Here is a 24,905-nt window from a genome sequence, read left to right on the forward strand (position 1 = left end):
TGGAAGGTCACCGCAGCGTGGCCGAAATGGCTTACTGGCAGGCGAAAAAAGGCGCAACTATTCCCATGCAAGGGAGCGACGTCTAATGCCGTAAACGCCTACCCCATGCCGAATCGGCATGGCTTTTTTTGAAATAATTTGTCCAAACGGTCAGTTCGTATCTGCCATTCCGGCGGGTGAATATGCCGTTGAGCGGCTAAATCAGGCTCGCGCAGAGATACTGGACGACTCGGATTGATTGGCAGAAATGTCTGAGAAATCCATCACCTAGCGCCAGAAAGATCCTATAGCGCCGATGAAAAATTCTCGATAGATGGTCACACCGACATACCCGGTAATGGTTGGCCAGAGGCAAAAAGCAAAACGGCGGCTATGAGCGGCATGAAACGCGGGGATGAGAGTCGTAAGCCCGCCGCAAGTTCAGCAAGCTTGAGGTCTTGTGAACTTGCGTCGCAGCTTTTCGCCTGACCCGGCCCTTGCGCAGGTACTCCCTGTACCCGTAGGTCACGCCGATCCTGATCGATCAGAGCAACCCGGCCCCCTGGTCATGCATCACTCAAGGAGCGATGCAAACAGAAAGAAGCACAAGGGCTTCCTTCTATGGACGCCAGCTCCGTCAGACGGAACCTAGTACCAATTCGGATCTTTCTTGAGCTGCTCCATCAGCAGCTTTTGCATACCCTCGTCCGGCTTACCGAGAAAACGGTAATCGGCGTGCCGTGTCGGCGACTTGTCCGCTGGCAAACCAGCCGGGACTTCCACCAACATGGCGTAGGCATCTTCCTTGTCGAGGCTGAAGGCGACGATCAGGCGCTTGTTCAGGCAGGCGTCTGCGGTTTCGCAGAGCGGCCCGACCAAATACTTGTCGCCATCTTCCTCAACGGCATTCATTTGCTCGGCCGTGCCCGACAGGTTCATCACCCATTCGGGCAGGCGTTCCTCTTTCTTCACCACGTCTTGCCAGGTTTCACGGTACTGCGGATCCGCGCTGAGCAATTCGTTAGCCCGGGATTGGCCGTCATTGGCGGCCAAGGCAAGGCCACTGCCGCCCAACAGCAGGGCAGCAGCAAGGGCTTTAAAAGGCAGGCTGACCATATTCAACCTCGGCCTTTGCGACCAAAGAAGAACGAAGCGATAAACATCACCAGGAAGACCACAAACAGGATCTTGGCGATGCCGGTGGCGGTGCCCGCGATACCACCGAAGCCCAGGACTGCGGCCACAATGGCGATGATCAGAAATGTGATTGCCCAACTCAACATGGTGATTCTCCTTATGCTTCTATAGGGGTAACAGCGGTGATGCCGTGCAGTCGCTCAACATAAGCGACGTTTTTTGCCTAGAACACCCAACGGTCATGGGCCGGCAGTTCGTCCAGAGTGGAACCCTGATCTACCAGGCTCAATTGCGGGGCAGTCACATCGGCGCTGGCGCTGCCAATGGAACGGAAATGGGTCTGGGTCATGACGGGACGTTCAAATTGCGGGGCTGGCTGCGCACGCTCCTGCCAATGCTGCAACTGCTGGCCGGCAATCAACGTGACCATCAACGCCAGGCTGGCGAACAGGCCCTGCTGCAAGCGCAGCGGCGATACACGCAATTGGCTGAAGCTTTGGCGAGTCATACAGCATTACTCCCGCATTCTGATTATTCGTTCATGACGCTCTTGGGGGAGATATTGCAGAGTGCATGCCAGCTTTATTGCAAAATAAAACCTAATAAAATCAATAGGTTATACTTGATCGATGGAATCATCGCCTAGCATCCTGCACGATGCCTCGGTATAGGCCGTGCGAAATGCACGATGCCCAGTAGACGGAACCAGACACTTGGCGCGCACATCGAAGGGTCGAAGAGCAATAAGGCCTTAAAATGTCCGCAAACCACGTCTGTAGGAAGGCGCGCAGATAGCTGCACGAAGAAGCCTTTTATGAATCAGAATAAACCATGCAACTTGCCCGATTATTCCGGGACTAAACACCATCACATTTATAGTTAAGGAGTGCGGGACAGATGGATTCAGCCAAGGAACTTCAAGGCCGCATTCTTTTAGTGGATGACGAATCCGCGATCCTGCGCACCTTCCGCTATTGCCTGGAAGATGAGGGCTACACCGTCGCCACCGCGAACAGCGCCGCGCAGGCCGATGCCCTGATGCAGCGTCAGGTGTTCGACCTGTGCTTCCTCGACCTGCGGCTGGGCGAGGACAATGGCCTGGACGTGCTGGCCCAGATGCGCGTGCAGGCTCCGTGGATGCGCGTGGTGATTGTGACCGCCCATTCGGCTGTGGATACCGCCGTGGACGCCATCCAGGCTGGCGCCGCCGACTACCTGGTCAAACCTTGCAGCCCAGACCAACTGCGCCTGGCTACCGCCAAGCAACTGGAAGTGCGTCAGCTCTCAGCGCGGTTGGAAGCACTGGAAGGCGAAGTGCGCCAGCCCAAAGACGGCCTCGACTCCCATAGTCCGGCCATGATGGTGGTGTTGGAAACCGCGCGGCAGGTGGCCGGAACGGACGCCAACATCTTGATCCTCGGCGAGTCCGGCACCGGTAAAGGTGAGTTGGCCCGGGCGATACACGGCTGGAGCAAACGCTCGAAGAAGTCCTGCGTGACCATCAACTGCCCCTCACTGACCGCCGAACTAATGGAAAGCGAACTGTTCGGCCACAGCCGCGGCGCGTTCACCGGCGCCAGTGAAAGCACCTTGGGCCGAGTGAATCAGGCGGACGGCGGCACGCTTTTTCTCGACGAGATCGGCGATTTCCCCCTCACGTTGCAACCCAAGTTGCTGCGGTTTATCCAGGACAAAGAGTATGAGCGCGTGGGCGACCCGGTCACTCGCCGCGCCGACGTGCGCATCCTCGCAGCCACCAACCTGAACCTGGAAGACATGGTGCGCGATGGCCGGTTCCGTGAAGACTTGCTCTACCGCCTGAATGTCATCACCTTGCACTTACCGCCGCTGCGCGAACGCAGTGAAGACATCCTGACCCTGGCTGACCGCTTCCTTGCCCGCTTCGTCAAGGAATACGCACGCCCGGCACGCGGCTTCAGTGATAATGCCCGCGAAGCGCTACTCAACTATCGCTGGCCCGGCAACATCCGCGAACTGCGTAACGTGGTGGAACGCGCCAGCATCATCTGCCCTCAGGAAAAGGTGGAGATCAGCCACCTGGGGATGGCCGAGCAACCGGCCAACAATGCACCGCGTATCGGAGCGGCTTTGAGCCTGGACGAGCTGGAAAAAGCTCATATCGGCGCCGTACTTGCGACCAGCGACACGCTGGACCAAGCGGCCCGCACACTCGGCATCGATGCGTCGACGCTGTACCGCAAACGCAAGCAGTACAACCTTTGAACAGGACTTTATGAAGCTCGCGATGAAACTGCGCACCCGGTTATTCCTGAGCATCTCAGCGTTGATTACCGTGGCTTTGCTGGGGTTGATCCTGGGCTTGGTCAGCGTCATGCAAATGGCCAAGACCCAGGAATCGTTGATCCGCAGTAATTTCATCACCCTGGACCTGGGGCTCAAGTTGCGTCAGAGCCTGGGCGACCAGTTGATCATGATGCTGGAGAAGCGTCCCGACCCAGACGCCCTGCAAGCCTCAAAGCAGCATTATTTCGATCTGTTGGACCAGGGCATCGCCCATGAACAGGTCGACGGCAAAAACCATGGTTTCAGCCAGGCACGCTCGGATTACCAGAATCTGCTCAATGCGTTTGACCAATCCCAACAGGCATCACCGCCTGCGGGCAGCAAGGAAAAGCTCACCGAAACCTTCAACATACTGCGCAACGGCTTGATTGCCGAACACAAGCGGGCGCTGGAAAATATCAGTACCAGTGAGCATAAATCCCGTGAGCGCGCGTTGTTGATAGCGGGCCTGCTCGGGCTGGTGGGGCTCGCGGTGCTGATCATCGGTTTCGTCACGGCCCATGGCATCGCCCGGCGTTTCGGTGGTCCCATCGAGGCCCTGGCCAAGGCCGCCGACAAGATCGGGCAGGGCGACTTTGAAGTCACGCTGCCGATCTCCTCCGCAGCGGAAATGAACCTGCTGACCCGCCGCTTCGGCATCATGGCCGAAGCGTTGCGCCAACATCAGGCCACTAACATCGATGAGCTGCTGGCCGGCCAACAGCGCCTGCAAGCGGTGCTCGACAGTATCGATGACGGCCTGTTGATGATTGATCGCCAAGGCTGCCTGGAGCACCTCAACCCTGTGGCGCAGCGCCAATTGGGCTGGGATGAGGAGCGGCTGGGTCAAGGGCTTGGCGAAGCCATGGGTCGCGCGGAAATGGATGAACAGCTGCAACTGGTGCTACGCGGCGGCAACCTGGAGCGGGCCCCGGATGATCTGGAGGTGGAAGTCGAGGGTGAGTTACGCCTGCTGACCTACAGCCTGACCCCGGTTAGCCATACACAGGGTCACATTCTCGGGGCCGTGATGGTGCTGCATGATGTGACAGAACAGCGCGCCTTCGAACGGGTGCGCAGCGAGTTCGTGTTGCGCGCCTCCCATGAGCTGCGCACCCCGGTTACCGGCATGCACATGGCCTTCGGCTTGTTCCGTGAGCGGGCCAAGTTCCCACCGGACTCCCGCGAGGCGGACCTGCTGGATACGGTCAATGAAGAGATGCAGCGCCTGATGCAGTTGATCAATGACCTGCTCAACTTCTCGCGTTACCAGAACGGCCTGCAAAAACTCACCCTGGGGACGTGCGATGTCACCGACTTGCTGGAGCACGCACGGGCCCGATTTGCTGAGCCTGCGAACGCCCAGCACATTGAGTTGCTGGTAGAAGCTCAACCTGAATTGCCACGGCTGTATGCCGACCAAGTGCAACTGGAGCGGGTGCTCGACAACCTGCTGGGCAATGCCCTGCGCCACACCGCCGAAGGCGGGCAGATTCGTCTGCAGGCACGACGGCATGGTGAGCGGGTGATTATCAGCGTCGAGGATAACGGCGAAGGCATTGCCTACGGCCAGCAAGGGCGGATCTTCGAACCCTTTGTACAGGTGGGCCGCAAGAAGGGCGGTGCGGGCCTGGGCTTGGCACTGTGCAAGGAAATCGTGCAATTGCACGGCGGCCGCATGGGTGTGTACTCGCGGCCGGGGCAGGGTACGCAGTTCTATATGGCATTACCCCTGTAGGAGAGAGCTTGCTCGCTCCTACCTGTACACCATCAGCGGTGATTCAAGGCCCGCAGGATTGCGGCACTTTCAGCATCCGGAGTGCCATCAAACAGCGATGGCCGGAAGCGCATCTGGAACGCGGCGATGACGTGCCGCGTGGCCACATCCAACTCGCCAGTCTGCGGCGTCTGGTAGCCCAGGCGCGCCAGCTCTTCCTGGAACCAGGTAATGCTTGGTAACTGCGCGGCGTACTGCACCTGGAACCGGGCCACTGCCTGGGCATCCGGCCACACGGCCAGACCTTCTGCCGCCAAGCGTTTCCAAGGGAACAACGGGCCTGGGTCCAGCTTGCGCAGTGGGGCGATGTCGCTGTGCCCGATGATGTTCTTGGGGTCGATGCCATTGCGCTTGCTGATGTCCTTGAGCAGCACGATCAGCGACTGCACCTGCGCTTCGGAATACGGGTACCACACACGCCCCGTGGGAGTATCACTGAACCCTGGGTTGACGATCTCGATGCCGATGGAGCTGGAATTGAGCCAGGTGCGCCCCATCCACTCGCTTTCCCCCGCGTGCCAGGCGCGCTGGCTTTCATCCACCAGCTTGTAGATGGTGCCGGAGGCGTCGTCGCCGATCAGGTAATGGCTGCTGACCTGGCCATGGGTCAACAGCGCCAGGGAACGTTCAAGGTTGGTCGAGGTGTAATGCACCACAACGAACTGCACGCGGTTGTCGTGGTTAACCGAAGGATGGCTGGTGTTCAGGCGCGGGCCACTGGCGCAGCCGGCGAGCAGAAGAAACGCTAAAGCGATATACAAGGATTTCATGGCGAGAGGCATTACACTGAAAGACGATAATGCAACAGTGTAACGTACGGCTCACGGCCAAGCGGTCAAATTACAAAATGGAACATCTTTTATGCCGCCTGCACCTGATTACGTCCCGCAGCTTTTGCCCTGTAGAGCGCTTCATCGGCACGCTTGAGCGCCAGGTCACTGCGCTCGCCGGGTTGAAACTGCGCCACGCCCATGGACACCGTGATCGTTACCGGCTCACCCTTGAAGTGGAACGGGCACGCTGCAATAGCCTCACGCAATACTTCACCTACGGCCAAGGCATCCGCCAAGGCCGAGTCGGGCATTAGCAGCACAAACTCTTCACCCCCGAAACGCGCGATGAAGTCCGTCGGCCGCAGGCGCTTGCTCAGCACATTGGCGATGATCTTCAAGACTTTGTCCCCTGCCAGGTGACCGTAGCCGTCGTTGATGCGTTTGAAGTGGTCCAGGTCGAGCATGGCCAGCGACAGGCTGTTACCGCGCTGATGCCAGGCGTTGACTTCGTAATCGAGGCGTTCGCTCCACGCCGCACGGTTGGGCAACCCGGTGAGCGGATCGAGCAAGGCCTTCTGGCGTTGTACCTCCAGGTGCTCGCGGTAGCCCTGGGCCTCCTGCTCCATATGGGCCACGCGTTCAGCCAGACCTTTGAGGCGTGCGGCCACTTCCTGTTCGCGCAGGTCACGCTGTTGCTGGTGTTCATCCATGGTGCCGAGCAAGCCTTCAAGATGGCTTTCGAGCACCTGCTTGAGGCTGTCCAGGTCGGCAGCGTCCTGCACGCTGCTTTGCAGGCCGTCGACCTGCTCGCGAATCTGCGTGTCCAACTCCCGCGCGGCCAGGCTGCTGTCGGCGTGGCCCTCGCTGGCGACCTGCAGATGACCCTGGAATGCCTCGAGACGCTCGTTGAGCTGCTTGAGATAAGCCTCGAACTCATGCTGGCCACTGTCGGTGACCGCCAGCATCAGCACGGCCAGGTCATCCAGGATCGGGAGCAGTTCGTACCAATTCAAACCATGGGCGAGACGTTCACGCATCGCCTCGGCCTGGGGCTGGTGACGTTCAGGCAGGGAAAGGTCTTCCAGCAGGCCGAGCAAAGTGCCTTCAATGTGCTTGGCCACCGAACTATAGGACGGTTCAGGCGAATCAGGCAGGGCGTAGGTGCCGTCCGGTTGCAGTTCGTCGGGCTCGGGACCTTCCAGCACAGGGGGCAGCGACAGGCTGCCGATGGTGGTTTCATCCGGCGTTTCGACTGGAACCGGCGGCGGTTCGATAAAGGCGGCGAGTGCGCTTTCTTGAGCAGGCTCCGCAACCGGAGGCGCCTGCACGTCGGGTTCAGATAATTGCGCAGGCGCCGCAATCGACGGCAGCTCTGGAGCGTCGAATAACGGCGTGTCGCTGGCGACCTCTTGCCCTCCGGCCGCTGCAACAGGCGCAGGCTTCAAGGCCACGGGCGTAGGTGACAGCGGTGCAAAGGCACGCAAGGCTTGGGTCAATTCTTCCGATTGCGCAGGTTCTTCCGGTTCGGGCGCGGGTGTGGGCGCTGCAGGCTTTGGCGGTGCCAATTGCGCTGCCGGCAGTGGCTCCGCGTCAACCGGGAGCGCTTCACTGGCGGCCTCTTTACTACCGAACAGGCGTTGCAACAGACCCGGGCCTGGGCGTGCGGGTTCGCCTTCAGGCTCCAGATTATTCAGCGCCTGCCCCTGCAGGCTGCTCAGCTCACTGAGCAGCAGCGGTATCTCCCGCGCTTGCGCCACGCGACCATCGAGTTGCTTGGCGAAGGTTTTCAGCGGACGAGCCACCTCGCGGGGCAGCGGCAGCTTTTGCAACTGGGTGACCAAGGCGGTGAGCGCGGCGCTGATCTGGTCGACGCGGGTTTCGCGGCGCTGCTCCGAATCCAGCACGGCCTTTTCCAGGCGTGGCAGTAAAGCGGCGAGGGCAGCATCCATGTCGTCCGTGCGCACGACATCGCGCATTTCCTTCATGCATTGGTCGACAGCTCGGTCGGTGCCTTCGGCGGCCAGCGTGCTGCGCACCAGCCCGCGGCGCAGCAAATCGAGGCGGGCAGCCCAGCGGCGTTCGAGTTTGTCTTGTTGCTCGATGCTCTGGAGGTATTTCTCTTTCCAGCGCTGGGCGTCGTCGCTCATGCAAGGGGTCCGCGAGGGCCTGGGCTCAACGCGGGTAATGCATCAGCCGTGAGCGAAACCGGCAGACGAATCTCTACCGCGACCGGCAGGTGATCGGAAATGGGCTGCGCCAGCACTTGCACACTTTCCAGTGTGAGGCTTGGGCTGAGCAGGATATGGTCAAGACAGCGCTGCGGGCGCCAGCTGGGAAACGTGGCTTCGACTTGCGGCGCCAGTAACCCCAGGTCGCGCAGCGGAGAATTCTGCAGCAGGTCGTTGGCATGGGTGTTCATGTCACCCATGAGCACCTGGTGCTTGTAGTTGCCAATCAATTCACGCACGTAGGCCAGTTGCAGGTTGCGCGTACGCCCCCCTAGGGCCAGGTGCATCATCACCACCACCAAGGCTTCCGGGCCTTCGCCAAAACGCACAAGGATCGCCCCGCGCCCTTTGGGGCCTGGCAAGGGGTGATCTTCAATAGCCGTGGGTTTGAGGCGGCTGAGTACGCCATTGCTGTGCTGCGCCAGGCGCCCCAGGTTGCGGTTGAGTTGCTGATACCAGTACGGGAAGGCGCCCAGCTGAGCCAGGTGTTCCACCTGGTTGATATAGCCGGAGCGCAGGCTGCCGCCGTCGGCTTCCTGCAGCGCGACCAAGTCGAAGTCGCTGAGCAGGTCGCCGATTTTCTGCAGGTTACCGGTACGCCCCTTGTGGGGCAGCAGGTGCTGCCAGCCACGCGTGAGGTAATGCCGATACTTCTCGGTACTGTTGCCCACCTGGATATTGAAACTGAGCAGGCGCAAGCGGCTATCTGCCGGCAGGCCTGTGGACTCCAGGTGATGCTCGTTGACCTGCGGTTCATGCAGGCCAACGACACGCTCGGTACCCCAGCGGCGCATGGCGAGCCCCTTACTTGGCAGCGCGTTCTTTGGCAATCAGTTGGTCAGCAACGTTGAGGGTCGCTTCAGGACCACCGGTGCTGCCCAGGTCGAAACGGTATTTGCCGTTGACGATCAGCGTGGGAACGCCTTGCACGCCGTACTTCTGCGCGAGTTCCTTGGCCTGTTTGATCTGGCCCTGGATAGCGAAAGAGTTGAAGGTCGCCAGGAACTTGTCCTTGTCGACACCTTGAGTAGCAACGAAGTCAGCCATTTCGTCCGGTTTGGTCAGGCGCTTGCCCTGTTTCTGGATCGCTTCGAAGACGGCGTTGTGGACCTTGTGCTCAACACCCATGGCTTCCAGGGTCAGGAACAGTTGGCCGTGGGCGTCCCATGGGCCACCGAACATGGCGGGAATGCGACGAAAGTTAACGTCCTTGGGCAGCTTTTCAGCCCATGGGTTGATAGTCGGCTCGAACGCGTAGCAATGCGGGCAACCGTACCAGAACAGCTCCACCACCTCGATCTTGCCGGGTACCGCAACCGGAACCGGATTAGACAGCTCAACATAGGTTTTACCGGCTTCAAGCGGCACATCGGCAGCTTGTGCGGTCATGCCGAAGAGGCTGGCAGTGACGAGAGCGGCGCTGAGGATCAGATTACGCATGCTTTACTCCTGGACAAATAAAGTCGCCTCACGCGACCTTTGTTGTGACAGGTCTACGCGGACATGAGTTCGTTAGTGTAACGGCAGCGGCCACAAAAAAGGGCGGCCTGAGCCACCCTTTTTATGCTTGCATCGCGGGATTAATCGAGCGTTAACGCCCAGCCCCGTCAGTGCAGGCCCTGGATATAACTGGAGAGGGCTGCGATGTCTTCGTCGCTCAGCTTGCGAGCGATGGTGCGCATAGTCATGGCGTCCCCATCGTTGGCCCGGCCGGCTTCTTCTTTGCGGAAGTCGGTCAACTGCTTGGCGATGTAGGTGGCGTGCTGGCCGCTCAGGTGCGGGAAGCCTGCGGCAGCGTTGCCTGCGCCATTGGGCGAGTGGCAACCGGTGCAGGCAGGCAAGCCTTTTTCCAGGTTACCGCCACGGAACAACTGCTCTCCGCGGGCGACCAGTTTAGGATCGGCAGCTCCCACGCTGCCCTTCTGGCTGGCAAAATACGCCGCGAGGTCCGCCAGGTCCTGATCGTTGAGATTGGTCAGCAGGCCGGTCATTTCCAGCACCGTGCGCTTGCCGTCCTTGATGTCGTGCATCTGCTTGCTCAGGTAACGTTCACCCTGGCCGGCCAGTTTGGGGAAGTTCGGCGCCGGGCTGTTACCATCCGGCCCGTGGCAGGCACCACACACGGCGGCCTTCGCTTGACCGGCAGTGGCATCACCTTTGACGGGGCCCTCTGCAGCGACGGCAGCGCCTGTGATGCCCAAGGTCAACAGCAGACTCACGATCAGTTTGTTCATCAGCTAATCCAACTACGGCTAAGGGTTTAAGAGTTATCTACCGGGTTTACTCACCACCAAATCAATGACGGCCTGGTAATCCTCAGTACTGCAGTCCATGCACAAACCACGCGGCGGCATTGCCTTGAAACCCTGGGTCACGCACTGCGTCAGCCTGACCATGCAAACTCGGTTGATCCTGTGTAGCCTGAGCGCCGTAAAGCGGAATCAGGGCAGCAGAAGCGAGCAACCGTCGGTCCATACATCGACCTATTCAGGGTTTGAGAGCGTTTTGCGTTCTAATGCGCAATAAAGGTCTTTCGCTCCCGTGAACCTCATCCTTCGCTGGGACAAAGCACACACAAAATCTGCGGCATTATATACTGGCGCTACTGAAACGGAAACGACACCGCTTGCCGCACCCTTTCTCGGCACCGCCCACATCGGAAATCTCATGCAACTCAAGAACCCCATCCTCGGCCTGTGCCAACAGTCCACCTTCATGCTCAGCGCCGCCAAAGTGGACCAATGCCCCGATGACGAGGGCTTTGAAGTCGCCTTTGCCGGCCGTTCCAACGCCGGTAAATCCAGCGCACTGAACACCCTGACTCACGCCAGCCTGGCGCGCACCTCGAAAACCCCGGGCCGCACGCAACTACTCAATTTCTTCAAGCTAGACGATGATCGGCGTCTGGTCGACCTGCCGGGCTACGGTTATGCAAAAGTACCTATCCCGCTGAAGCTGCACTGGCAGCGTCACCTTGAGGCTTACCTGGGTGGTCGCGAGAGTTTGAAGGGTTTGATTCTGATGATGGATATCCGTCATCCAATGACCGACTTCGACTTGCTGATGCTCGACTGGGCTGTCGCCAGCGGCATGCCGATGCACATTTTGCTGACCAAGGCCGACAAGCTCACCTACGGCGCAGCCAAGAACACCCTGCTCAAAGTGCAGTCCGAAATCCGTAAGGGCTGGGGCGATACCATCACGATTCAACTGTTCTCCGCCCCCAAGCGCATGGGCCTGGAAGAAGCCTACACCGTACTGGCCGGCTGGATGGAATTGGCGGACAAGGGCGCAGAAATCGCCGAATAACTTTTCTGCGGGCAAAAAAAACCCCGGACTTCTTTTGGGGAGGGGAAGTTCGGGGTTCAAGTTCCGGACCGCTAGGGCGGGGTCCGGAATTATCTGCCAACACTTAACACAACATAGGAGCATTGAAGGGCTTCACCACCCATTCAGTAACTCTGAGTGGCAGTTCACAGGTTAAGTTCCGACAGGCTCAAAAAACTATTGGAAATAACTGACCCCCGTTTGCGCTCTAAACCGCTTCGCCACCACTCGCGATGATGGCAAAGCCGCAGAATCAGTGCGCCTCGTCCCAGTTATCGCCTACGCCTACGTCCACCACCAAAGGCACGTCCAACTGCGCCGCCGCGCTCATATGCTCGCGAATCTTCTCGCTGACCTGCGCGACCAAGTCTTCACGCACCTCCAGCACCAATTCGTCGTGCACTTGAAGGATAACCTTGGCATCCAGGCCCGACTCGGTCAGCCAGTTATCCACCTGCACCATGGCTTTCTTGATGATGTCCGCTGCCGTGCCCTGCATCGGCGCGTTGATCGCCGTGCGCTCGGCCGCCGCGCGCTCTTGGGGCTTGTTGGAGTTGATATCCGGCAAGTACAGCCGTCGTCCGAAGAACGTTTCGACATACCCCTGATCCGCCGCCTGGGCGCGGGTGCGCTCCATGTATTCGCGCACCCCTGGGTAGCGGGCGAAGTACACATCGATGTAAGCCTTGGCGGTCTTGGTATCGACGCCGATGTCCTTACCCAGCTTCTGGGCGCCCATGCCGTAAATCAGGCCGAAGTTGATCGCCTTGGCGCTGCGGCGCTGGTTGGACGTGACCTCATTCAACTCGACCTTGAACACTTCGGCCGCCGTGGCCGTATGCACGTCCAGGTCATTGCGGAAGGCGTTCATCAAGCCTTCGTCCTTGGACAAATGCGCCATGATCCGCAGCTCGATCTGCGAATAGTCCGCCGCTAGTAGCTTGTAACCCTTGGGCGCGACAAACGCCTGGCGAATGCGCCGTCCCTCGGCGGTGCGCACCGGGATGTTCTGCAGGTTCGGATCGCTGGAGGACAAGCGCCCGGTCGCCGCGACGGCCTGATGGTAGGACGTATGAATACGCCCGGTACGCGGGTTGATCTGTTCCGGCAGGCGGTCGGTATAGGTACTTTTGAGCTTGCTCATGCTGCGGTACTGCATGAGTACCTTGGGCAGCGGGAAATCATCCTCGGCCAGTTTGGCCAGTACTTCCTCAGCCGTGGATGCCTGGCCCTTGCCGGTTTTCTTCAGCACCGGCATGCCGAGCTTCTCGTACAGGATCGCCCCGAGCTGCTTGGGCGAACCCAGGTTGAATTCTTCACCGGCGATCTCGTACGCCTGGCGCTCCAGCTCGACCATCTTGTTACCCAGCTCGATGCTCTGGATGCCGAGCAGGTCCTTGTCTACCAGTGCGCCCTGGCGCTCGATGCGTGCCAGCACCGGCACCAGCGGGATCTCGATGTCCGTCAGCACACTGGCCAGGGTCGGGATCGCGGCCAGTTGCGCGTACAAGTGTTGATGCAGGCGCAAGGTCACGTCGGCATCTTCGGCCGCGTAGGGGCCGGCTTGCTCAAGGGCGATCTGGTCGAACGTGAGTTGCTTTGCACCTTTGCCGGCGATGTCCTGGAAGCTGACCGTGTCGTGGTCCAGGTACTTCTTCGCCAGACTGTCCATATCGTGCCGCGTCGCGGTGGAATTGAGCACGTAGGATTCAAGCATGGTGTCGAAGGCGATGCCGCGCACGGTAATGCCCTGGGCAGGGTCGCCGCCAATGGCGCAGTTGGCCAGGATGTTCATATCGAACTTGGCGTGCTGGCCCACCTTGAGTTTGGTCGGGTCTTCCAGCAGCGGTTTCAGGGCCAGCAGCACGGTGTCGCGGTCCAATTGATCCGGCGCGCCGATATAGGAATGGGTCAGCGGGATGTAGGCGGCTTCATGGGGCTGCACAGCAAACGAGACCCCGACCAATTGCGCCTGCTGGGCGTCGATGCCGGTGGTTTCGGTGTCGAAAGCAAACAACGGCGCATCGTGGAGTTTTTTCAGCCACACGTCGAAGGTGGCTTGGTCCAGAATGGTGGTGTAAACCGCCTCTACCGGTACCGATATAACAGCCTCGACCGGCATTTCGGCGGCAGGCGCAACTTCGCTCGCCGATTTGAGCTCGACACGCTTGGCATCGCGCTGGATCTCGTCGTACCAGCTTTTGAACTCAAGCAGCGTGTACAGCTCCAGCAGCTTTTCGCGATCCGGTTCGATCAGGTGCAAATCATCCAACCCGATATCCAGCGGCACATCGATCTTGATCGTCGCCAACTGATAAGACAGGAATGCCATCTCCTTATGCTCTTCCAGCTTGGCCGGCAGGGTCTTGGCCCCACGGATAGGCAGGGTCGGCACAATATCCAGCTGCTCATAAAGCTCTTTGAGGCCGCCATTGACCCCTACCAGCAAGCCGGAGGCGGTCTTGGGGCCAATGCCCGGAACGCCGGGAATGTTGTCGGACGAATCCCCCATCAACGCCAGATAGTCGATGATCTGCTCCGGAGCGACACCGAATTTCTCCTTAACGCCCTCGATGTCCATCGAGCTACCGGTCATGGTGTTGACCAAGGTAATGTGGCCGTCCACCAACTGCGCCATGTCTTTGTCACCGGTCGAGATCACCACCGGGCGGCTGGCGGCCGCGCTGCTGCGGGCCAGAGTGCCGATCACGTCATCGGCCTCAACGCCCTCGACGCACAGCAACGGGAAGCCAAGAGCGATCACGCTTTGATGCAGCGGCTCGATCTGCAGGCGCATGTCATCGGGCATGCTCGGGCGGTTGGCTTTGTATTCGGCGTACATCTCATCGCGAAACGTCCCACCCTTGGCGTCGAAAACCACGGCAAATGGGCTGTCCGGGTACTGCTTGCGCAGGCTTTTGAGCATGTTCAACACGCCCTTGACCGCACCGGTGGGCAGGCCTTTGGAGGTGGTCAGCGGTGGCAGCGCGTGGAAGGCGCGGTACAGATAAGAAGAACCGTCCACCAGGACGAGGGGCGCTTGGCTCATGAGCAGGATCAACCTTTTCGGCGGGTCAGGCGCTAGAATAGCCGGACCAATGAAAACAAAGGGACAAGGTTATCATGCGTACATTCAATCGCCTGCTGTTGACCGGTTTGATTGCACTCGCTCCGATGGCTGCCACGGCGGCAGACAGTGCCCCTGGAGGTGATCCGGAAGTTACCATTCGCACGGAAGGCGACAAAACCATCCAGGAATACCGCCAAAACGGCTTTCTGTACGCAATCAAAGTCACCCCGAAGGGCGCACCACCGTACTTTCTGGTACGTGCGGACGGCACCGACGCGAACTTCATCCGCTCTGACCAGCCGGATATGCTGATCCCGTCATGGAAGATCTTCGAATGGAAATGATTTCTTATTTTTAACCGGCGCTGCCCACCGCAGCGCCCGTAACGGCAGTTTTAACCATGTCTGTGTTCACCCCCCTGGCTCGGCCCGAGCTGGAAACCTTTCTCGCCCCTTACGGGCTCGGCCGCCTGCTTGATTTCCAGGGGATTGCCGCCGGCAGCGAAAACACCAATTTCTTTATCAGCCTGGAACAGGGTGAATTCGTCCTGACCCTGGTTGAGCGTGGCCCGGTGGCAGAAATGCCGTTCTTCATCGAACTGCTTGACGTGCTCCACGACGCCGACCTGCCTGTGCCGTACGCCCTGCGTACCACCGACGGCATCGCTTTGCGCGAACTCAAGGGCAAACCGGCCTTGCTGCAACCGCGCCTGGCGGGCAAGCACATCAAGGAGGCCAATGCGCAGCATTGCGCCCAGGTTGGCGAACTGCTCGGCCACCTGCACTTGGCCACCCAGGGCGAAAAGGTACTTGAACGCAAGACCGACCGCGGCCTGGCGTGGATGCTCAGCGAGGGCGCGCAGCTTATTTCGCACCTCAACGAGGCCCAGCAACGCCTGTTGCGCGATGCGCTGGCCGAGATCGACGCTCACAAGGCTGACATCCTTGGCCTGCCACGAGCGAATGTGCACGCCGATCTGTTTCGCGATAACGCAATGTTTGAAGGCACGCACCTGACGGGCCTGATCGACTTCTACAACGCCTGTTCGGGGCCGATGCTCTACGACGTGGCAATCGCCTTGAATGACTGGTGCTCGGATGTCGATGGCGTGATTGACGGTCACCGTGCCCGGGCGCTGCTGGGCGCTTACGCGGGGCTACGAGCGTTTACCGCGAAGGAAGCCGAGCTATGGCCGACCATGCTGCGCGTGGCGTGCGTACGGTTCTGGCTGTCCCGGCTGATCGCGGCCGAGTCATTTGCCGGGCAGGATGTGTTGATTCACGACCCGGCTGAGTTCGAGCATCGCCTGGCGCAGCGTCAGCAGGTCACGCTCCACCTACCGTTCGCGCTTTAAAAGACCGACTCGGTCAATGTGGGAGCTGGCTTGCTGCGATAGCGGTATCGACTGACACACCGCTATCGCGGGCAAGCCCGCTCCCACAGGAGTTTTGTGTTACCTGTTAGAGCGACTCCAGGCAACCGGCCAGATCATTGCCGAGTTTTTCCAGCACCTGCTCATAACCCTGCGCGGTAGCCGGCGTATAGCCACCCAACGCATCCAATTCCGCCAACTTCACCGGCAACCCGGCCACCAGGGTTTCGGCCAAGCGAGGTCGCAACGGCGGCTCGCTAAACACGCAAGTCTTGCCCACTTCCTGCAAACGCGCGCGCATCGCCGCTACGTGCTGCGCGCCCGGCTGCACTTCGGCGGCCACGCTGAACACGCCAGCATGCTTCAAACCGTACGCCTCTTCGAAGTAATCAAAGGCTTCGTGGAACACGAAGTATGGTTTGCCATCAACGCCCGCCAAACGCTGCTTCAGGCGCGCATCCAGCGCGTTCAGGCGTTCTTCGAAGGCCTTCGCATTGCTCTGATAACGCTCGGCATTGGCTGGGTCGGCAGCGCTCAGATCGGCCGCCATCCGAGCGGCGATCACACGTGCATTGACCGTGGACAGCCACAGGTGCGCATCCACACTGCCTGGGCGGTGATCATGGTCATGTTCGTCGGCTTCATCGGCATGTGAATGGCTATCTTCGCCGAAGATGCGCAGTTTCATGCCTGGCAGGTCCTGCACGGCCACCGTTGGCGCCGTACGGCCTTTGAGCACACGCGGCAAAAACGTTTCCATGTCCGGCCCGATCCAGTACAGCAGGTCCACCGACTGCACACGCCGTACGTCGGATGGGCGTAAAGCGAAGTTGTGCGGCGACGCCCCCGGCGGCAGCAATACCTCTGGAACAGCCACGCCGTCCTGCACGGCAGCGGCAATCAGTTGCAACGGCTTGATGCTCGTCAGTACCTTGACCTCGGCCTGAGCGGCACCCGCAACGAACAAACTGGTGACAAATACGACAAAAACGGGAAAAAGTCGGGACACGATGACCACTCGATGGCGTAGGAACGGGTAACATAATAACGTCTCTATCAAATATCTGTCGCCGCTCATGCCTAAAACACCGCTTGCCAGCCGTCCCCACGACCACTCTCACTGCGTGCACACCGCATTGTCAGAGGCCGACACCCTGTGCGCAAAGAAAGGCTTGCGCCTGACTGCCTTGCGTCGCCGGGTGCTGGAGCTGGTGTGGCAGAGCCACAAGCCTTTGGGCGCGTACGACATTCTGGGCGTCCTCAGCGAGCAGGACGGCCGCCGCGCCGCGCCGCCCACCGTTTACCGTGCGTTGGATTTCCTGCTGGAAAACGGCCTGGTGCACCGTATCGCCTCGCTTAACGCCTTTGTCGGTTGCAACCACCCGGAGCACGCGCATCAGGGCCAGTTCTTGATCTGCCGCGAGTGCCACGCCGCCATTGAGCTTGAACAAAAAAGCATCAGCGACGCCATTATCAAAAGCTCTGCCGACGTCGGCTTCAAGGTCGAAGGGCAAACGGTCGAAGTGGTCGGCCTGTGCGCAGGCTGCCAGGGGGTTTGATGAGCAATGCGTTAATCCGCCTGGAGCAGGTCGGGGTCACGTTCGCCGGGCAAAACGTGCTGGAGAACATCGCACTGAGCGTGGAACCGGGGCAAATCGTCACCCTGATCGGCCCCAACGGCGCCGGCAAAACCACCTTGGTGCGCGCCGTGCTCGGGCTGCTCAAGCCCCACAGCGGCACGGTTTGGCGCAAGCCCAAGCTGCGCGTGGGCTATATGCCGCAAAAGCTGCACGTGGACCCGACATTGCCGCTCTCCGTATTGCGCTTCCTGCGCCTGGTGCCTGGCGTAGACCGCGCCCGCGCCCAGGCTGCGCTTAAGGAAGTCGGCGCCGAACACGTCATCGACAACCCGGTGCAAAGCATCTCCGGTGGCGAAATGCAGCGCGTGCTGCTGGCCCGCGCCCTGCTGCGCGAGCCCGAGCTGCTGGTACTCGATGAACCCGTGCAAGGTGTCGATGTCGCCGGCCAGGCCGAGCTGTACAGCCTGATCACCCGCCTGCGCGACCGCCATGGTTGCGGCGTACTGATGGTCTCCCACGACTTGCACCTGGTCATGAGCACCACCGACCAAGTGGTCTGCCTCAACCGCCACGTGTGCTGCTCCGGCCACCCGGAACAGGTCAGTGGCGACCCGGCGTTCGTGGAGCTGTTCGGCAAGAACGCCCAGAGCCTGGCGATCTACCATCACCACCATGACCACGCCCATGACCTGCATGGCGCCGTCGTCGATACCCCCCACGTTCATGGAGATAGCTGCAAGCATGGCTGATTTTCTGCTCTACGCCCTGCTGGCAGGCTTGGCTTTGGCACTGGTGGCGGGCCCATTGGGCTCGTTCGTGGTGTGGCGACGCATGGCCTATTTCGGCGACACCTTGTCCCATGCTGCCTTGCTGGGCGTGGCCATGGGCTTTCTGCTGGATGTAAGCCCGGCCATCGCCGTGACCGTCGGCTGCCTGCTGCTAGCCGTGCTGCTGGTGACCCTGCAGCAACGCCAGCCACTGGCTTCCGACACACTGCTGGGCATCCTTGCGCCCAGTACCTTGTCTCTGGGCCTGGTGGTGCTGAGCTTCATGCATGAAGTGCGCATCGACCTGATGGCCTACCTGTTCGGCGACCTGCTGGCGATCAGCCCGACCGACCTGGCCTGGATCCTCGGCGGCAGCGCTGCGGTGCTGGCGTTGCTGGTGGCCCTGTGGCGCCCGTTGCTGGCGATCACCGTGCATGAGGAACTGGCCAAGGTAGAAGGCTTGCCCGTCGCAGGCCTGCGTATGGCCTTGATGTTGCTCATCGCCGTGGTGATTGCTGTCGCGATGAAGATTGTCGGCGTATTGTTGATCACGTCGCTGCTGATCATTCCAGCCGCCGCCGCCCAGCGCCACGCTCGCTCTCCGGAGCAGATGGCGATTGGCGCCAGCCTCCTGGGGATGCTTGCAGTGTGTGGTGGCCTGGCGCTGTCCTGGTTCAAGGACACACCGGCCGGGCCGTCGATTGTGGTTACGGCGGCCGCCCTGTTTCTGCTGAGTTTTGTCCTGCCCCGTCGAGGGGTGTAGACTTGCTCGCTTTTTGCGCAAATAGAGAGTCGCAGGAATGAAGCCGTTCACCTCCCGTTATCTGCTCCTTGCCGCATTTTCACTGCTGCTGGGCGCCTGCCAAAGTACGCCGCCCGCTGCCCCCCAGGCTCCGGATCCGCGGGCTGCGGCCATCGCGCAGCTGGAACAAAACCTGGCCAGCAGCGAATTGGCCACCGCCGAAGACCAGCTGGCTGCATTGCAGGCCCAATCGCCCAATGACCCGGCACTTGAGGCCTACCAGCGTCAATTGGCCGAAGCCTACCTGCAACGCAGCCAGATCGTGTTGCAAAAAGGCGACGTCAACGCTGCCGCCACGGCCCTGAGCCGCGCCCGCGCCTTGATGCCCAAGGCCCCTGCGCTGACCGGTGGCGTCAACAGCGCCATCAGCCATGCGCGCAAAGCCGAATTGGACCAGGCAGAAGCTGCGTTGAAAGCCGCTGAGGCCAAGCCTGCCGCCAAGGTCATCGACCCGGCAGCGCCGAGCACCACCGTGGCGCTGAACCTTGCGGATGTTGAAGACATGCGCCATCAGTTGGACGCCATCGCCACCGATGTGGTGAATTACCAGTGCGACGTCAGCATTCAGGTGCCACGCACCCAGGATTACCCGTGGCTGGCCACGTTGCTGACCAAACGGGTAAAGCGGATTGATTCGGGGTATGACCTGAAAATTCACCGGCAGATTCTGAAACACATTCCGGCACAGGTTGTGCTGATTCCGCGCAAGGCGGACTAAAAGCATCGCAGGCAAGCCAGCTCCCACGTTTGAACAGTGTGGGAGCTGGCTTGCCTGCGATGACGACCTAACAAACAACCGATAAGTTAAGCCGGAATCGCCTTGGATTTCGGCTCACGCTCCCACACTCGATGGTGGGCAATCGCCGCAAAGAAGGCCTTGAACGCCTTGGCATCCGCGCCCACGATCAACCCCGCATCCTCCTCCAGTTTCAGCAGGTCCAGCAATGGCTTCACATCGCTGGCTACCGCAATCGCCTTCAGGTGTTTGTAGGCTTCCAGTACGTAATGCAACGCCACGCCATCACCGCTCAGCGCCTTCACGGACTCTTTGCCACCCGGGATAAACACTGCGTCGAAGGCAATGGACGGCATGCCTTCCATGGAGGCGTCGACCGGCAGCGTCTTGCCCTGCGCGGTGGTTACCGGCGCCGAAGTAGGCCCCAGCAACTTGGCATGGGCGCCTTCAGCTTCAAGCGCGGCTTTTAACGCGTCAATGGCCGCACCATCAACGCCGTTGGCTGCCAGAATCGCCACTTTGCGCGTTTTGATATCACCCGATAGCAAATTCACCTGGCTCAAGGCTGGCGATTCTTTCAACGACGTTTCACGTGCAGGCACGGTGCCCTTGGTCGGCGCCGGCAAGCCGAGGTTCTGCGCAACGCGCTTGGCCAGCTCCAGGTCGATATTGGCCAGGATCTCGTTGACCTGGCGCGCACGGATGAACTCGCGCTCCACCTTGCCCAGCTCAAAACTGTAGGCCGCGATAATGTGCTCTTTCTCGTGGTGGCTCATGCTGTTGTAGAACAGCGTCGCCTGGGAGAAATGGTCACCGAAGGATTCGCTGCGCTCACGTACTTTGTTGGCATCGACGCGCTCGTAGTAGGACTCAAAGCCACCATCGGTAGGACCAGCAGGGGTTTCTTTCGGCCAACCACCATCAATAGAGTTTGGCTCGTAGGACGCACGACCCTTATCAATCACGGTGCGATGCTGAGCGTCGCGCTGGCCGTTATGGAAAGGCACGACAGGCCGGTTGATTGGAATCTCATGAAAGTTCGGCCCGCCCAGTCGGCTGATCTGGGTATCGGTGTAGGAAAACAGACGGCCCTGCAGCAATGGGTCGTTGGTGAAGTCGATGCCCGGCACGATGTGGCCCGGGCAGAACGCAACCTGCTCGACTTCAGCGAAGAAGTTGTCCGGGTTACGGTTGAGCACCATTTTGCCCAGCGGCGTGATCGGTACCAGTTCTTCTGGAATGATCTTGGTCGGGTCGAGCAAGTCGAAATCAAACTTGTGCTCGTCTTCTTCGGCCACGATCTGTACGCCCAGCTCCCACTCGGGGTAATCGCCGCTTTCAATCGCTTCCCACAGGTCACGACGGTGGTAGTCCGTATCTTTACCGGCCAGCTTTTGCGCCTCATCCCATACCAGCGAGCAGGTGCCGACTTTTGGACGCCAGTGGAACTTCACGAAGCTGGACTTACCTTCGGTATTGATCAAACGGAAGGTGTGTACCCCAAAGCCCTGCATGGCGCGCAGGCTTTTTGGAATGGCGCGGTCGGACATGGCCCAGATCACCATGTGCGCGGATTCCGGTTGCAGCGAAACAAAGTCCCAGAACGTATCGTGGGCCGAACCGCCGGTAGGAATCTCGTTATGAGGCTCGGGTTTCACCGCGTGGACGAAGTCAGGAAATTTGATCGCATCCTGGATGAAGAACACCGGCATGTTGTTGCCCACCAGGTCGAAGTTGCCTTCGTCGGTGAAGAACTTCACGGCAAAACCGCGAACGTCACGCACGGTGTCGCCGGAGCCACGCGGGCCCTGCACCGTGGAAAAACGCGCGAACACCGGGGTTTTATGCTCAGGCGTGCGCAGGAAACCTGCCTTGGTCAGCGCCGAATGGTCGCCGTAACTCTGGAAATAGCCATGGGCCCCCGTACCACGGGCATGCACGATGCGCTCCGGGATGCGCTCATGGTCAAAGTGCGTGATCTTTTCACGCATGATGAAGTCTTCCAGCAGCGAAGGGCCGCGGGCGCCGACTTTCAGGCTGTTCTGGTTGTCGGAAATCTTCACGCCCTGGTTGGTGCGCAGGGCCTGGCCGGTTGCATCGGAACGGAATTCTTCCAACGCCTGCAGCTTGGCGTTGGTGTTGCCACGGTCCAGGGTATCAGTGCCCGCGAGTTCACTCTTCGGCGGGGTGGCTGGCTTCTTGGTACTCATCAGTCAAAACTCCTTATTCAAAGTGGCCAGAGCGGTCCCCGGCTCGTTTGAGCAAAACCCCAGGCACGGCACCTGGGAAATCGAGTTGCTTAAGTAGTGACTGACGGGGTTTTGCACCGTTCCTTTTTTATGACCTTTGATCGCGTTATTGCCAAATGACTGGATGAATACGAAATAAATGCTAAGAAACGCTATACGGACAGGCTAAAATGCGCGCCCGGCTAACCGCTGATCCCTTTTCAATGCGCCCCACAAGGTTCGCTACGTGATCGAGTTTCAAAACGTCCATAAAACCTACCGCGTCGCCGGTAAGGATATCCCCGCCCTGCACCCCACCAGCCTGCGCGTCGCCAACGGCCAGGTGTTCGGCCTGATTGGCCACTCGGGTGCGGGTAAAAGCACACTGCTGCGCCTGATCAACCGCCTGGAAGAACCCAGCGGCGGGCAGATCACGGTCGACGGTGAAGAAGTCACCGCCCTGGATGCCAACGGCCTGCGCCGCTTCCGTCAGCAGGTCGGGATGATCTTCCAGCACTTCAACTTGCTGGCGTCCAAGACCGTGGCCGACAACGTCGCGCTGCCGCTGACGCTCGCCGGTGAACTGTCGCGCAAGGAAATCGACCAACGTGTGGCTGAGCTGCTCGCCCGCGTCGGCTTGTCGGACCACGCCAAGAAGTACCCGGCGCAGTTGTCCGGCGGCCAGAAACAGCGCGTCGGCATCGCCCGGGCCCTGGCGACCAAGCCAAAAATCCTGCTGTGCGACGAAGCCACCAGCGCCCTCGACCCGCAAACCACGGCATCGGTCCTGCAACTGCTGGCCGAGATCAACCGCGAGCTGAACCTGACCATCGTGTTGATCACCCATGAAATGGACGTGATCCGCCGCGTATGCGACCAGGTCGCCGTGATGGACGCCGGGGTGATCGTCGAGCAAGGCTCGGTGGCCGACGTGTTCCTGCACCCCAAGCATCCGACCACCAAACGCTTCGTACAAGAAGCCGAACAGGTGGACGAAGGCGAGCAGCGCGACGACTTTGCCCATGTGCCAGGCCGTATCGTGCGCCTGACGTTCCAAGGGGACGCGACCTACGCGCCACTGCTGGGTACCGTCGCACGGGAAACCGGTGTGGACTACAGCATTCTTGCCGGTCGTATCGACCGCATCAAAGACATCCCTTACGGGCAACTGACCCTCGCCGTCACCGGCGGTGACATGGAAGCTGCGTTTGCACGCTTCACCGCCGCAGACGTTCACATGGAGGTGCTGCGCTGATGGACGTGTTCCTGAGTTTCTTCGCCAATATCGACTGGTCTGAAATCTGGCTCGCCACCGGCGACACTATGACCATGCTGTTCGGCTCGCTGTTCTTCACCGTGCTGCTGGGCCTGCCTCTGGGCGTGCTGTTGTTCCTGACCAGCCCGCGCCAGCTGTTCGAACAAAAAGGCCTGTACGCGCTGTTGTCGCTGATCGTGAATATCTTGCGCTCGCTGCCGTTCATCATTCTGTTGATCGTGATGATTCCGTTCACGGTACTGATCACCGGCACGTCGCTGGGTGTTGCCGGTGCGATCCCACCGTTGGTCGTCGGCGCTACGCCATTCTTTGCGCGCCTGGTGGAAACCGCACTGCGCGAAGTGGACCGTGGCATCATCGAAGCCACCCAGGCCATGGGCGCCACCACCCGCCAGATCATCACCAATGCCCTATTGCCCGAGGCCCGCCCTGGCATCTTCGCGGCGATTACGGTGACGGCTATTACACTGGTTTCCTACACCGCGATGGCTGGTGTGGTCGGTGCTGGCGGCCTGGGCGACCTGGCAATCCGTTTTGGCTACCAGCGCTTCCAGACCGATGTGATGGTGGTCACTGTGGTGATGCTGTTGATTCTGGTGCAAATTCTGCAAACCGTCGGCGACCGGCTGGTGGTGCACTTTTCTCGTAAATAACGGCCATTGCCGGCGCGCAGCCGGCAGATGCCCGAACAAGGAGCTTGCTGGATGAAAAAACTACTGGTTGCCTTCGCCGCCGTGGCTGCGTTTTCCGCCCACGCCGAGACCATTACGGTCGCTGCTTCGCCGGTGCCTCACGCCGAAATCCTCGAATTCGTGAAGCCTGCCCTGGCCAAAGAAGGCGTGGACCTGAAGGTCAAAGTCTTCACCGACTACGTGCAGCCGAACGTACAGGTGGCTGAAAAGCGCCTGGATGCCAACTTCTTCCAGCACCAGCCGTACCTGGATGAATTCAACAAAGCCAAAGGCACTCACCTGGTGAGCGTCGGCGCTGTGCACCTGGAACCTCTGGGCGCTTACTCCAGCAAGTACAAAAAACTGGCCGACCTGCCTGACGGCGCCAACGTGGTGATCCCGAACGACGCCACCAACGGCGGCCGTGCGCTGTTGCTGCTGGCCAAGAACGGCCTGATCACCCTGAAGGACCCGACCAACATCCTGTCGACCATCAAGGACATCACCGGCAACGATAAAAACCTGAAATTCCGTGAACTGGAAGCCGCTACCTTGCCGCGCGTGCTGACCCAGGTCGATCTGGCGCTGATCAACACCAACTACGCCCTGGAAGCCAAGCTGGACCCATCCAAGGATGCCCTGGTGATCGAAGGCAACGACTCGCCTTACGTGAACATCCTGGTAACCCGCGAAGACAACAAGGATGCAGACGCGGTGAAGAAGCTGGTTGCAGCCTTGCACACGCCTGAAGTGAAGAAATTCATCGAAGAGAAGTACAAAGGCGCGATCAAGCCAGCGTTCTGATCTCTCCTGATCTGATCGTTCCCACGCTCCGCGTGGGAACGCCTCTTGTGACGCTCTGCGTCCCTAACTGCATT

Annotated in this window: 23 protein-coding genes and 1 pseudogene; 12 read left to right on the plus strand and 12 right to left on the minus strand. The window is 60.0% G+C overall.

The genetic code is table 11. The features are described from left to right. Positions 1 to 627 precede the first annotated feature (627 nt). The 3 genes from JMV15_RS22765 to JMV15_RS22775 all read right to left on the minus strand — a co-directional run bounded on the left by JMV15_RS22765 (position 628) and on the right by JMV15_RS22775 (position 1,624). Positions 628 to 1,095 (minus strand): inhibitor of vertebrate lysozyme family protein, encoded by a 468-nt coding sequence (locus JMV15_RS22765; protein ID WP_201491923.1) that lies wholly within the window; start codon positions 1,093 to 1,095, stop codon positions 628 to 630. A 2-nt stretch (positions 1,096 to 1,097) separates the two neighbouring features. Further along, the gene (locus JMV15_RS22770) at positions 1,098 to 1,262 is read right to left on the minus strand and encodes a DUF1328 domain-containing protein (RefSeq protein ID WP_003187386.1); all 165 of its coding nucleotides are present in this window, start codon (positions 1,260 to 1,262) and stop codon (positions 1,098 to 1,100) included. 77 nt (positions 1,263 to 1,339) lie between these two features. Beyond that, positions 1,340 to 1,624, minus strand: coding sequence for a hypothetical protein (locus JMV15_RS22775; protein ID WP_014716347.1), 285 nt, complete (start codon positions 1,622 to 1,624; stop codon positions 1,340 to 1,342). A gap of 389 nt (positions 1,625 to 2,013) precedes the next feature. Here JMV15_RS22775 and algB point away from each other — a divergent pair, with 389 nt between their 5' ends. Beyond that, on the plus strand, positions 2,014 to 3,360 hold the full coding sequence (algB, locus tag JMV15_RS22780) for a sigma-54-dependent response regulator transcription factor AlgB (RefSeq protein WP_014716346.1): 1,347 nt from the start codon (positions 2,014 to 2,016) through the stop codon (positions 3,358 to 3,360). A gap of 10 nt (positions 3,361 to 3,370) precedes the next feature. After that, entirely contained in the window at positions 3,371 to 5,158 is a 1,788-nt protein-coding gene (locus JMV15_RS22785) for a KinB sensor domain-containing domain (RefSeq protein WP_201491924.1), read from the plus strand. 32 nt (positions 5,159 to 5,190) lie between these two features. On the opposite strand, the gene JMV15_RS22790 is transcribed toward JMV15_RS22785, so the two are convergent. The 6 genes and pseudogenes from JMV15_RS22790 to JMV15_RS28465 form a co-directional block, all read right to left on the minus strand. Then, entirely contained in the window at positions 5,191 to 5,967 is a 777-nt protein-coding gene (locus JMV15_RS22790; RefSeq protein WP_014716344.1) for an N-acetylmuramoyl-L-alanine amidase, read from the minus strand. A gap of 89 nt (positions 5,968 to 6,056) precedes the next feature. Continuing rightward, positions 6,057 to 8,117 carry a GGDEF domain-containing protein gene (locus JMV15_RS22795; protein ID WP_014716343.1) on the minus strand — a complete coding sequence of 687 codons (2,061 nt, stop codon included), beginning with the start codon at positions 8,115 to 8,117 and terminating at the stop codon, positions 6,057 to 6,059. Beyond that, a complete protein-coding gene (locus JMV15_RS22800) occupies positions 8,114 to 8,992 on the minus strand; it encodes an endonuclease/exonuclease/phosphatase family protein (protein ID WP_201491925.1) in 879 nt (292 codons plus the stop codon). Before JMV15_RS22800 ends, JMV15_RS22795 begins: the two co-directional genes overlap by 4 nt. 10 nt (positions 8,993 to 9,002) lie before the next feature. Further along, the gene (gene dsbA / locus JMV15_RS22805; protein ID WP_014716341.1) at positions 9,003 to 9,638 is read right to left on the minus strand and encodes a thiol:disulfide interchange protein DsbA; all 636 of its coding nucleotides are present in this window, start codon (positions 9,636 to 9,638) and stop codon (positions 9,003 to 9,005) included. Positions 9,639 to 9,805: 167 nt separating this feature from the next. Next, entirely contained in the window at positions 9,806 to 10,432 is a 627-nt protein-coding gene (locus JMV15_RS22810) for a c-type cytochrome (RefSeq protein ID WP_014716340.1), read from the minus strand. A gap of 33 nt (positions 10,433 to 10,465) precedes the next feature. After that, positions 10,466 to 10,673 (minus strand): annotated as a pseudogene (locus JMV15_RS28465) (cytochrome). 192 nt (positions 10,674 to 10,865) lie between these two features. Here JMV15_RS28465 and yihA point away from each other — a divergent pair. Beyond that, the gene (gene yihA, locus JMV15_RS22815; protein WP_003187369.1) at positions 10,866 to 11,507 is read left to right on the plus strand and encodes a ribosome biogenesis GTP-binding protein YihA/YsxC; all 642 of its coding nucleotides are present in this window, start codon (positions 10,866 to 10,868) and stop codon (positions 11,505 to 11,507) included. A gap of 271 nt (positions 11,508 to 11,778) precedes the next feature. Here yihA and polA read toward each other — a convergent pair whose 3' ends face one another. Beyond that, complete coding sequence (gene polA, locus JMV15_RS22820) at positions 11,779 to 14,574, minus strand: DNA polymerase I (RefSeq protein ID WP_014716339.1); 2,796 nt, start codon at positions 14,572 to 14,574, stop codon at positions 11,779 to 11,781. A gap of 74 nt (positions 14,575 to 14,648) precedes the next feature. Here polA and JMV15_RS22825 point away from each other — a divergent pair, with 74 nt between their 5' ends. Further along, positions 14,649 to 14,939: a DUF2782 domain-containing protein gene (locus JMV15_RS22825; RefSeq protein ID WP_014716338.1), complete on the plus strand. Its 291-nt coding sequence runs from the start codon at positions 14,649 to 14,651 to the stop codon at positions 14,937 to 14,939. 56 nt (positions 14,940 to 14,995) lie between these two features. Next, positions 14,996 to 15,949, plus strand: a complete 954-nt coding sequence (locus JMV15_RS22830; protein WP_130174816.1) for a homoserine kinase — start codon at positions 14,996 to 14,998, stop codon at positions 15,947 to 15,949. A gap of 106 nt (positions 15,950 to 16,055) precedes the next feature. Here JMV15_RS22830 and JMV15_RS22835 read toward each other — a convergent pair whose 3' ends face one another. Then, positions 16,056 to 16,985: a zinc ABC transporter substrate-binding protein gene (locus JMV15_RS22835; protein ID WP_003187364.1), complete on the minus strand. Its 930-nt coding sequence runs from the start codon at positions 16,983 to 16,985 to the stop codon at positions 16,056 to 16,058. A 58-nt stretch (positions 16,986 to 17,043) separates the two neighbouring features. Between JMV15_RS22835 and zur the strand changes: the two genes are divergently transcribed. The 4 genes from zur to JMV15_RS22855 are packed head-to-tail and all read left to right on the plus strand — an operon-like array spanning position 17,044 to position 19,834. After that, positions 17,044 to 17,526, plus strand: coding sequence for a zinc uptake transcriptional repressor Zur (gene zur / locus JMV15_RS22840; RefSeq protein WP_014716336.1), 483 nt, complete (start codon positions 17,044 to 17,046; stop codon positions 17,524 to 17,526). Continuing rightward, positions 17,526 to 18,296, plus strand: a complete 771-nt coding sequence (znuC, locus tag JMV15_RS22845; RefSeq protein ID WP_003187361.1) for a zinc ABC transporter ATP-binding protein ZnuC — start codon at positions 17,526 to 17,528, stop codon at positions 18,294 to 18,296. Before zur ends, znuC begins: the two co-directional genes overlap by 1 nt. Next, positions 18,289 to 19,077: a zinc ABC transporter permease subunit ZnuB gene (gene znuB, locus JMV15_RS22850; protein WP_014716335.1), complete on the plus strand. Its 789-nt coding sequence runs from the start codon at positions 18,289 to 18,291 to the stop codon at positions 19,075 to 19,077. The genes znuC and znuB overlap by 8 nt, the downstream gene beginning before the upstream one ends. Positions 19,078 to 19,114: 37 nt before the next feature. Beyond that, the gene (locus JMV15_RS22855; protein WP_014716334.1) at positions 19,115 to 19,834 is read left to right on the plus strand and encodes a PA5502 family lipoprotein; all 720 of its coding nucleotides are present in this window, start codon (positions 19,115 to 19,117) and stop codon (positions 19,832 to 19,834) included. A gap of 86 nt (positions 19,835 to 19,920) precedes the next feature. Here JMV15_RS22855 and katE read toward each other — a convergent pair whose 3' ends face one another. Further along, positions 19,921 to 22,062 (minus strand): catalase HPII, encoded by a 2,142-nt coding sequence (gene katE / locus JMV15_RS22860; RefSeq protein WP_201491926.1) that lies wholly within the window; start codon positions 22,060 to 22,062, stop codon positions 19,921 to 19,923. 265 nt (positions 22,063 to 22,327) lie between these two features. Here katE and JMV15_RS22865 point away from each other — a divergent pair, with 265 nt between their 5' ends. The 3 genes from JMV15_RS22865 to JMV15_RS22875 are packed head-to-tail and all read left to right on the plus strand — an operon-like array spanning position 22,328 to position 24,831. Then, complete coding sequence (locus tag JMV15_RS22865) at positions 22,328 to 23,335, plus strand: methionine ABC transporter ATP-binding protein (RefSeq protein ID WP_014716332.1); 1,008 nt, start codon at positions 22,328 to 22,330, stop codon at positions 23,333 to 23,335. Continuing rightward, entirely contained in the window at positions 23,335 to 24,009 is a 675-nt protein-coding gene (locus tag JMV15_RS22870) for a methionine ABC transporter permease (RefSeq protein WP_003187354.1), read from the plus strand. The genes JMV15_RS22865 and JMV15_RS22870 overlap by 1 nt, the downstream gene beginning before the upstream one ends. 51 nt (positions 24,010 to 24,060) lie before the next feature. Next, complete coding sequence (locus JMV15_RS22875) at positions 24,061 to 24,831, plus strand: MetQ/NlpA family ABC transporter substrate-binding protein (protein WP_014716331.1); 771 nt, start codon at positions 24,061 to 24,063, stop codon at positions 24,829 to 24,831. The last annotated feature ends 74 nt before the right edge of the window (positions 24,832 to 24,905 follow it).

This window comes from Pseudomonas paracarnis, assembly GCF_904063055.1.
GTDB classification, from domain to species: domain Bacteria; phylum Pseudomonadota; class Gammaproteobacteria; order Pseudomonadales; family Pseudomonadaceae; genus Aquipseudomonas; species Aquipseudomonas paracarnis.

Coding starts and splice junctions, on each gene's coding strand:
- JMV15_RS22785 (WP_201491924.1), top strand. CDS start 3,371: ATGAAGCTCGCGATGAAACTGCGCACCCGGTTATTCCTGAGCATCTCA.
- JMV15_RS22790 (WP_014716344.1), bottom strand. CDS start 5,967: ATGAAATCCTTGTATATCGCTTTAGCGTTTCTTCTGCTCGCCGGCTGC.
- JMV15_RS22775 (WP_014716347.1), bottom strand. CDS start 1,624: ATGACTCGCCAAAGCTTCAGCCAATTGCGTGTATCGCCGCTGCGCTTG.
- JMV15_RS22770 (WP_003187386.1), bottom strand. CDS start 1,262: ATGTTGAGTTGGGCAATCACATTTCTGATCATCGCCATTGTGGCCGCA.
- JMV15_RS22870 (WP_003187354.1), top strand. CDS start 23,335: ATGGACGTGTTCCTGAGTTTCTTCGCCAATATCGACTGGTCTGAAATC.
- yihA (WP_003187369.1), top strand. CDS start 10,866: ATGCAACTCAAGAACCCCATCCTCGGCCTGTGCCAACAGTCCACCTTC.
- JMV15_RS22825 (WP_014716338.1), top strand. CDS start 14,649: ATGCGTACATTCAATCGCCTGCTGTTGACCGGTTTGATTGCACTCGCT.
- katE (WP_201491926.1), bottom strand. CDS start 22,062: ATGAGTACCAAGAAGCCAGCCACCCCGCCGAAGAGTGAACTCGCGGGC.
- algB (WP_014716346.1), top strand. CDS start 2,014: ATGGATTCAGCCAAGGAACTTCAAGGCCGCATTCTTTTAGTGGATGAC.
- JMV15_RS22765 (WP_201491923.1), bottom strand. CDS start 1,095: ATGGTCAGCCTGCCTTTTAAAGCCCTTGCTGCTGCCCTGCTGTTGGGC.
- JMV15_RS22795 (WP_014716343.1), bottom strand. CDS start 8,117: ATGAGCGACGACGCCCAGCGCTGGAAAGAGAAATACCTCCAGAGCATC.
- znuC (WP_003187361.1), top strand. CDS start 17,526: ATGAGCAATGCGTTAATCCGCCTGGAGCAGGTCGGGGTCACGTTCGCC.
- JMV15_RS22810 (WP_014716340.1), bottom strand. CDS start 10,432: ATGAACAAACTGATCGTGAGTCTGCTGTTGACCTTGGGCATCACAGGC.
- znuB (WP_014716335.1), top strand. CDS start 18,289: ATGGCTGATTTTCTGCTCTACGCCCTGCTGGCAGGCTTGGCTTTGGCA.
- JMV15_RS22855 (WP_014716334.1), top strand. CDS start 19,115: ATGAAGCCGTTCACCTCCCGTTATCTGCTCCTTGCCGCATTTTCACTG.
- polA (WP_014716339.1), bottom strand. CDS start 14,574: ATGAGCCAAGCGCCCCTCGTCCTGGTGGACGGTTCTTCTTATCTGTAC.
- zur (WP_014716336.1), top strand. CDS start 17,044: ATGCCTAAAACACCGCTTGCCAGCCGTCCCCACGACCACTCTCACTGC.
- JMV15_RS22830 (WP_130174816.1), top strand. CDS start 14,996: ATGTCTGTGTTCACCCCCCTGGCTCGGCCCGAGCTGGAAACCTTTCTC.
- JMV15_RS22800 (WP_201491925.1), bottom strand. CDS start 8,992: ATGCGCCGCTGGGGTACCGAGCGTGTCGTTGGCCTGCATGAACCGCAG.
- dsbA (WP_014716341.1), bottom strand. CDS start 9,638: ATGCGTAATCTGATCCTCAGCGCCGCTCTCGTCACTGCCAGCCTCTTC.
- JMV15_RS22875 (WP_014716331.1), top strand. CDS start 24,061: ATGAAAAAACTACTGGTTGCCTTCGCCGCCGTGGCTGCGTTTTCCGCC.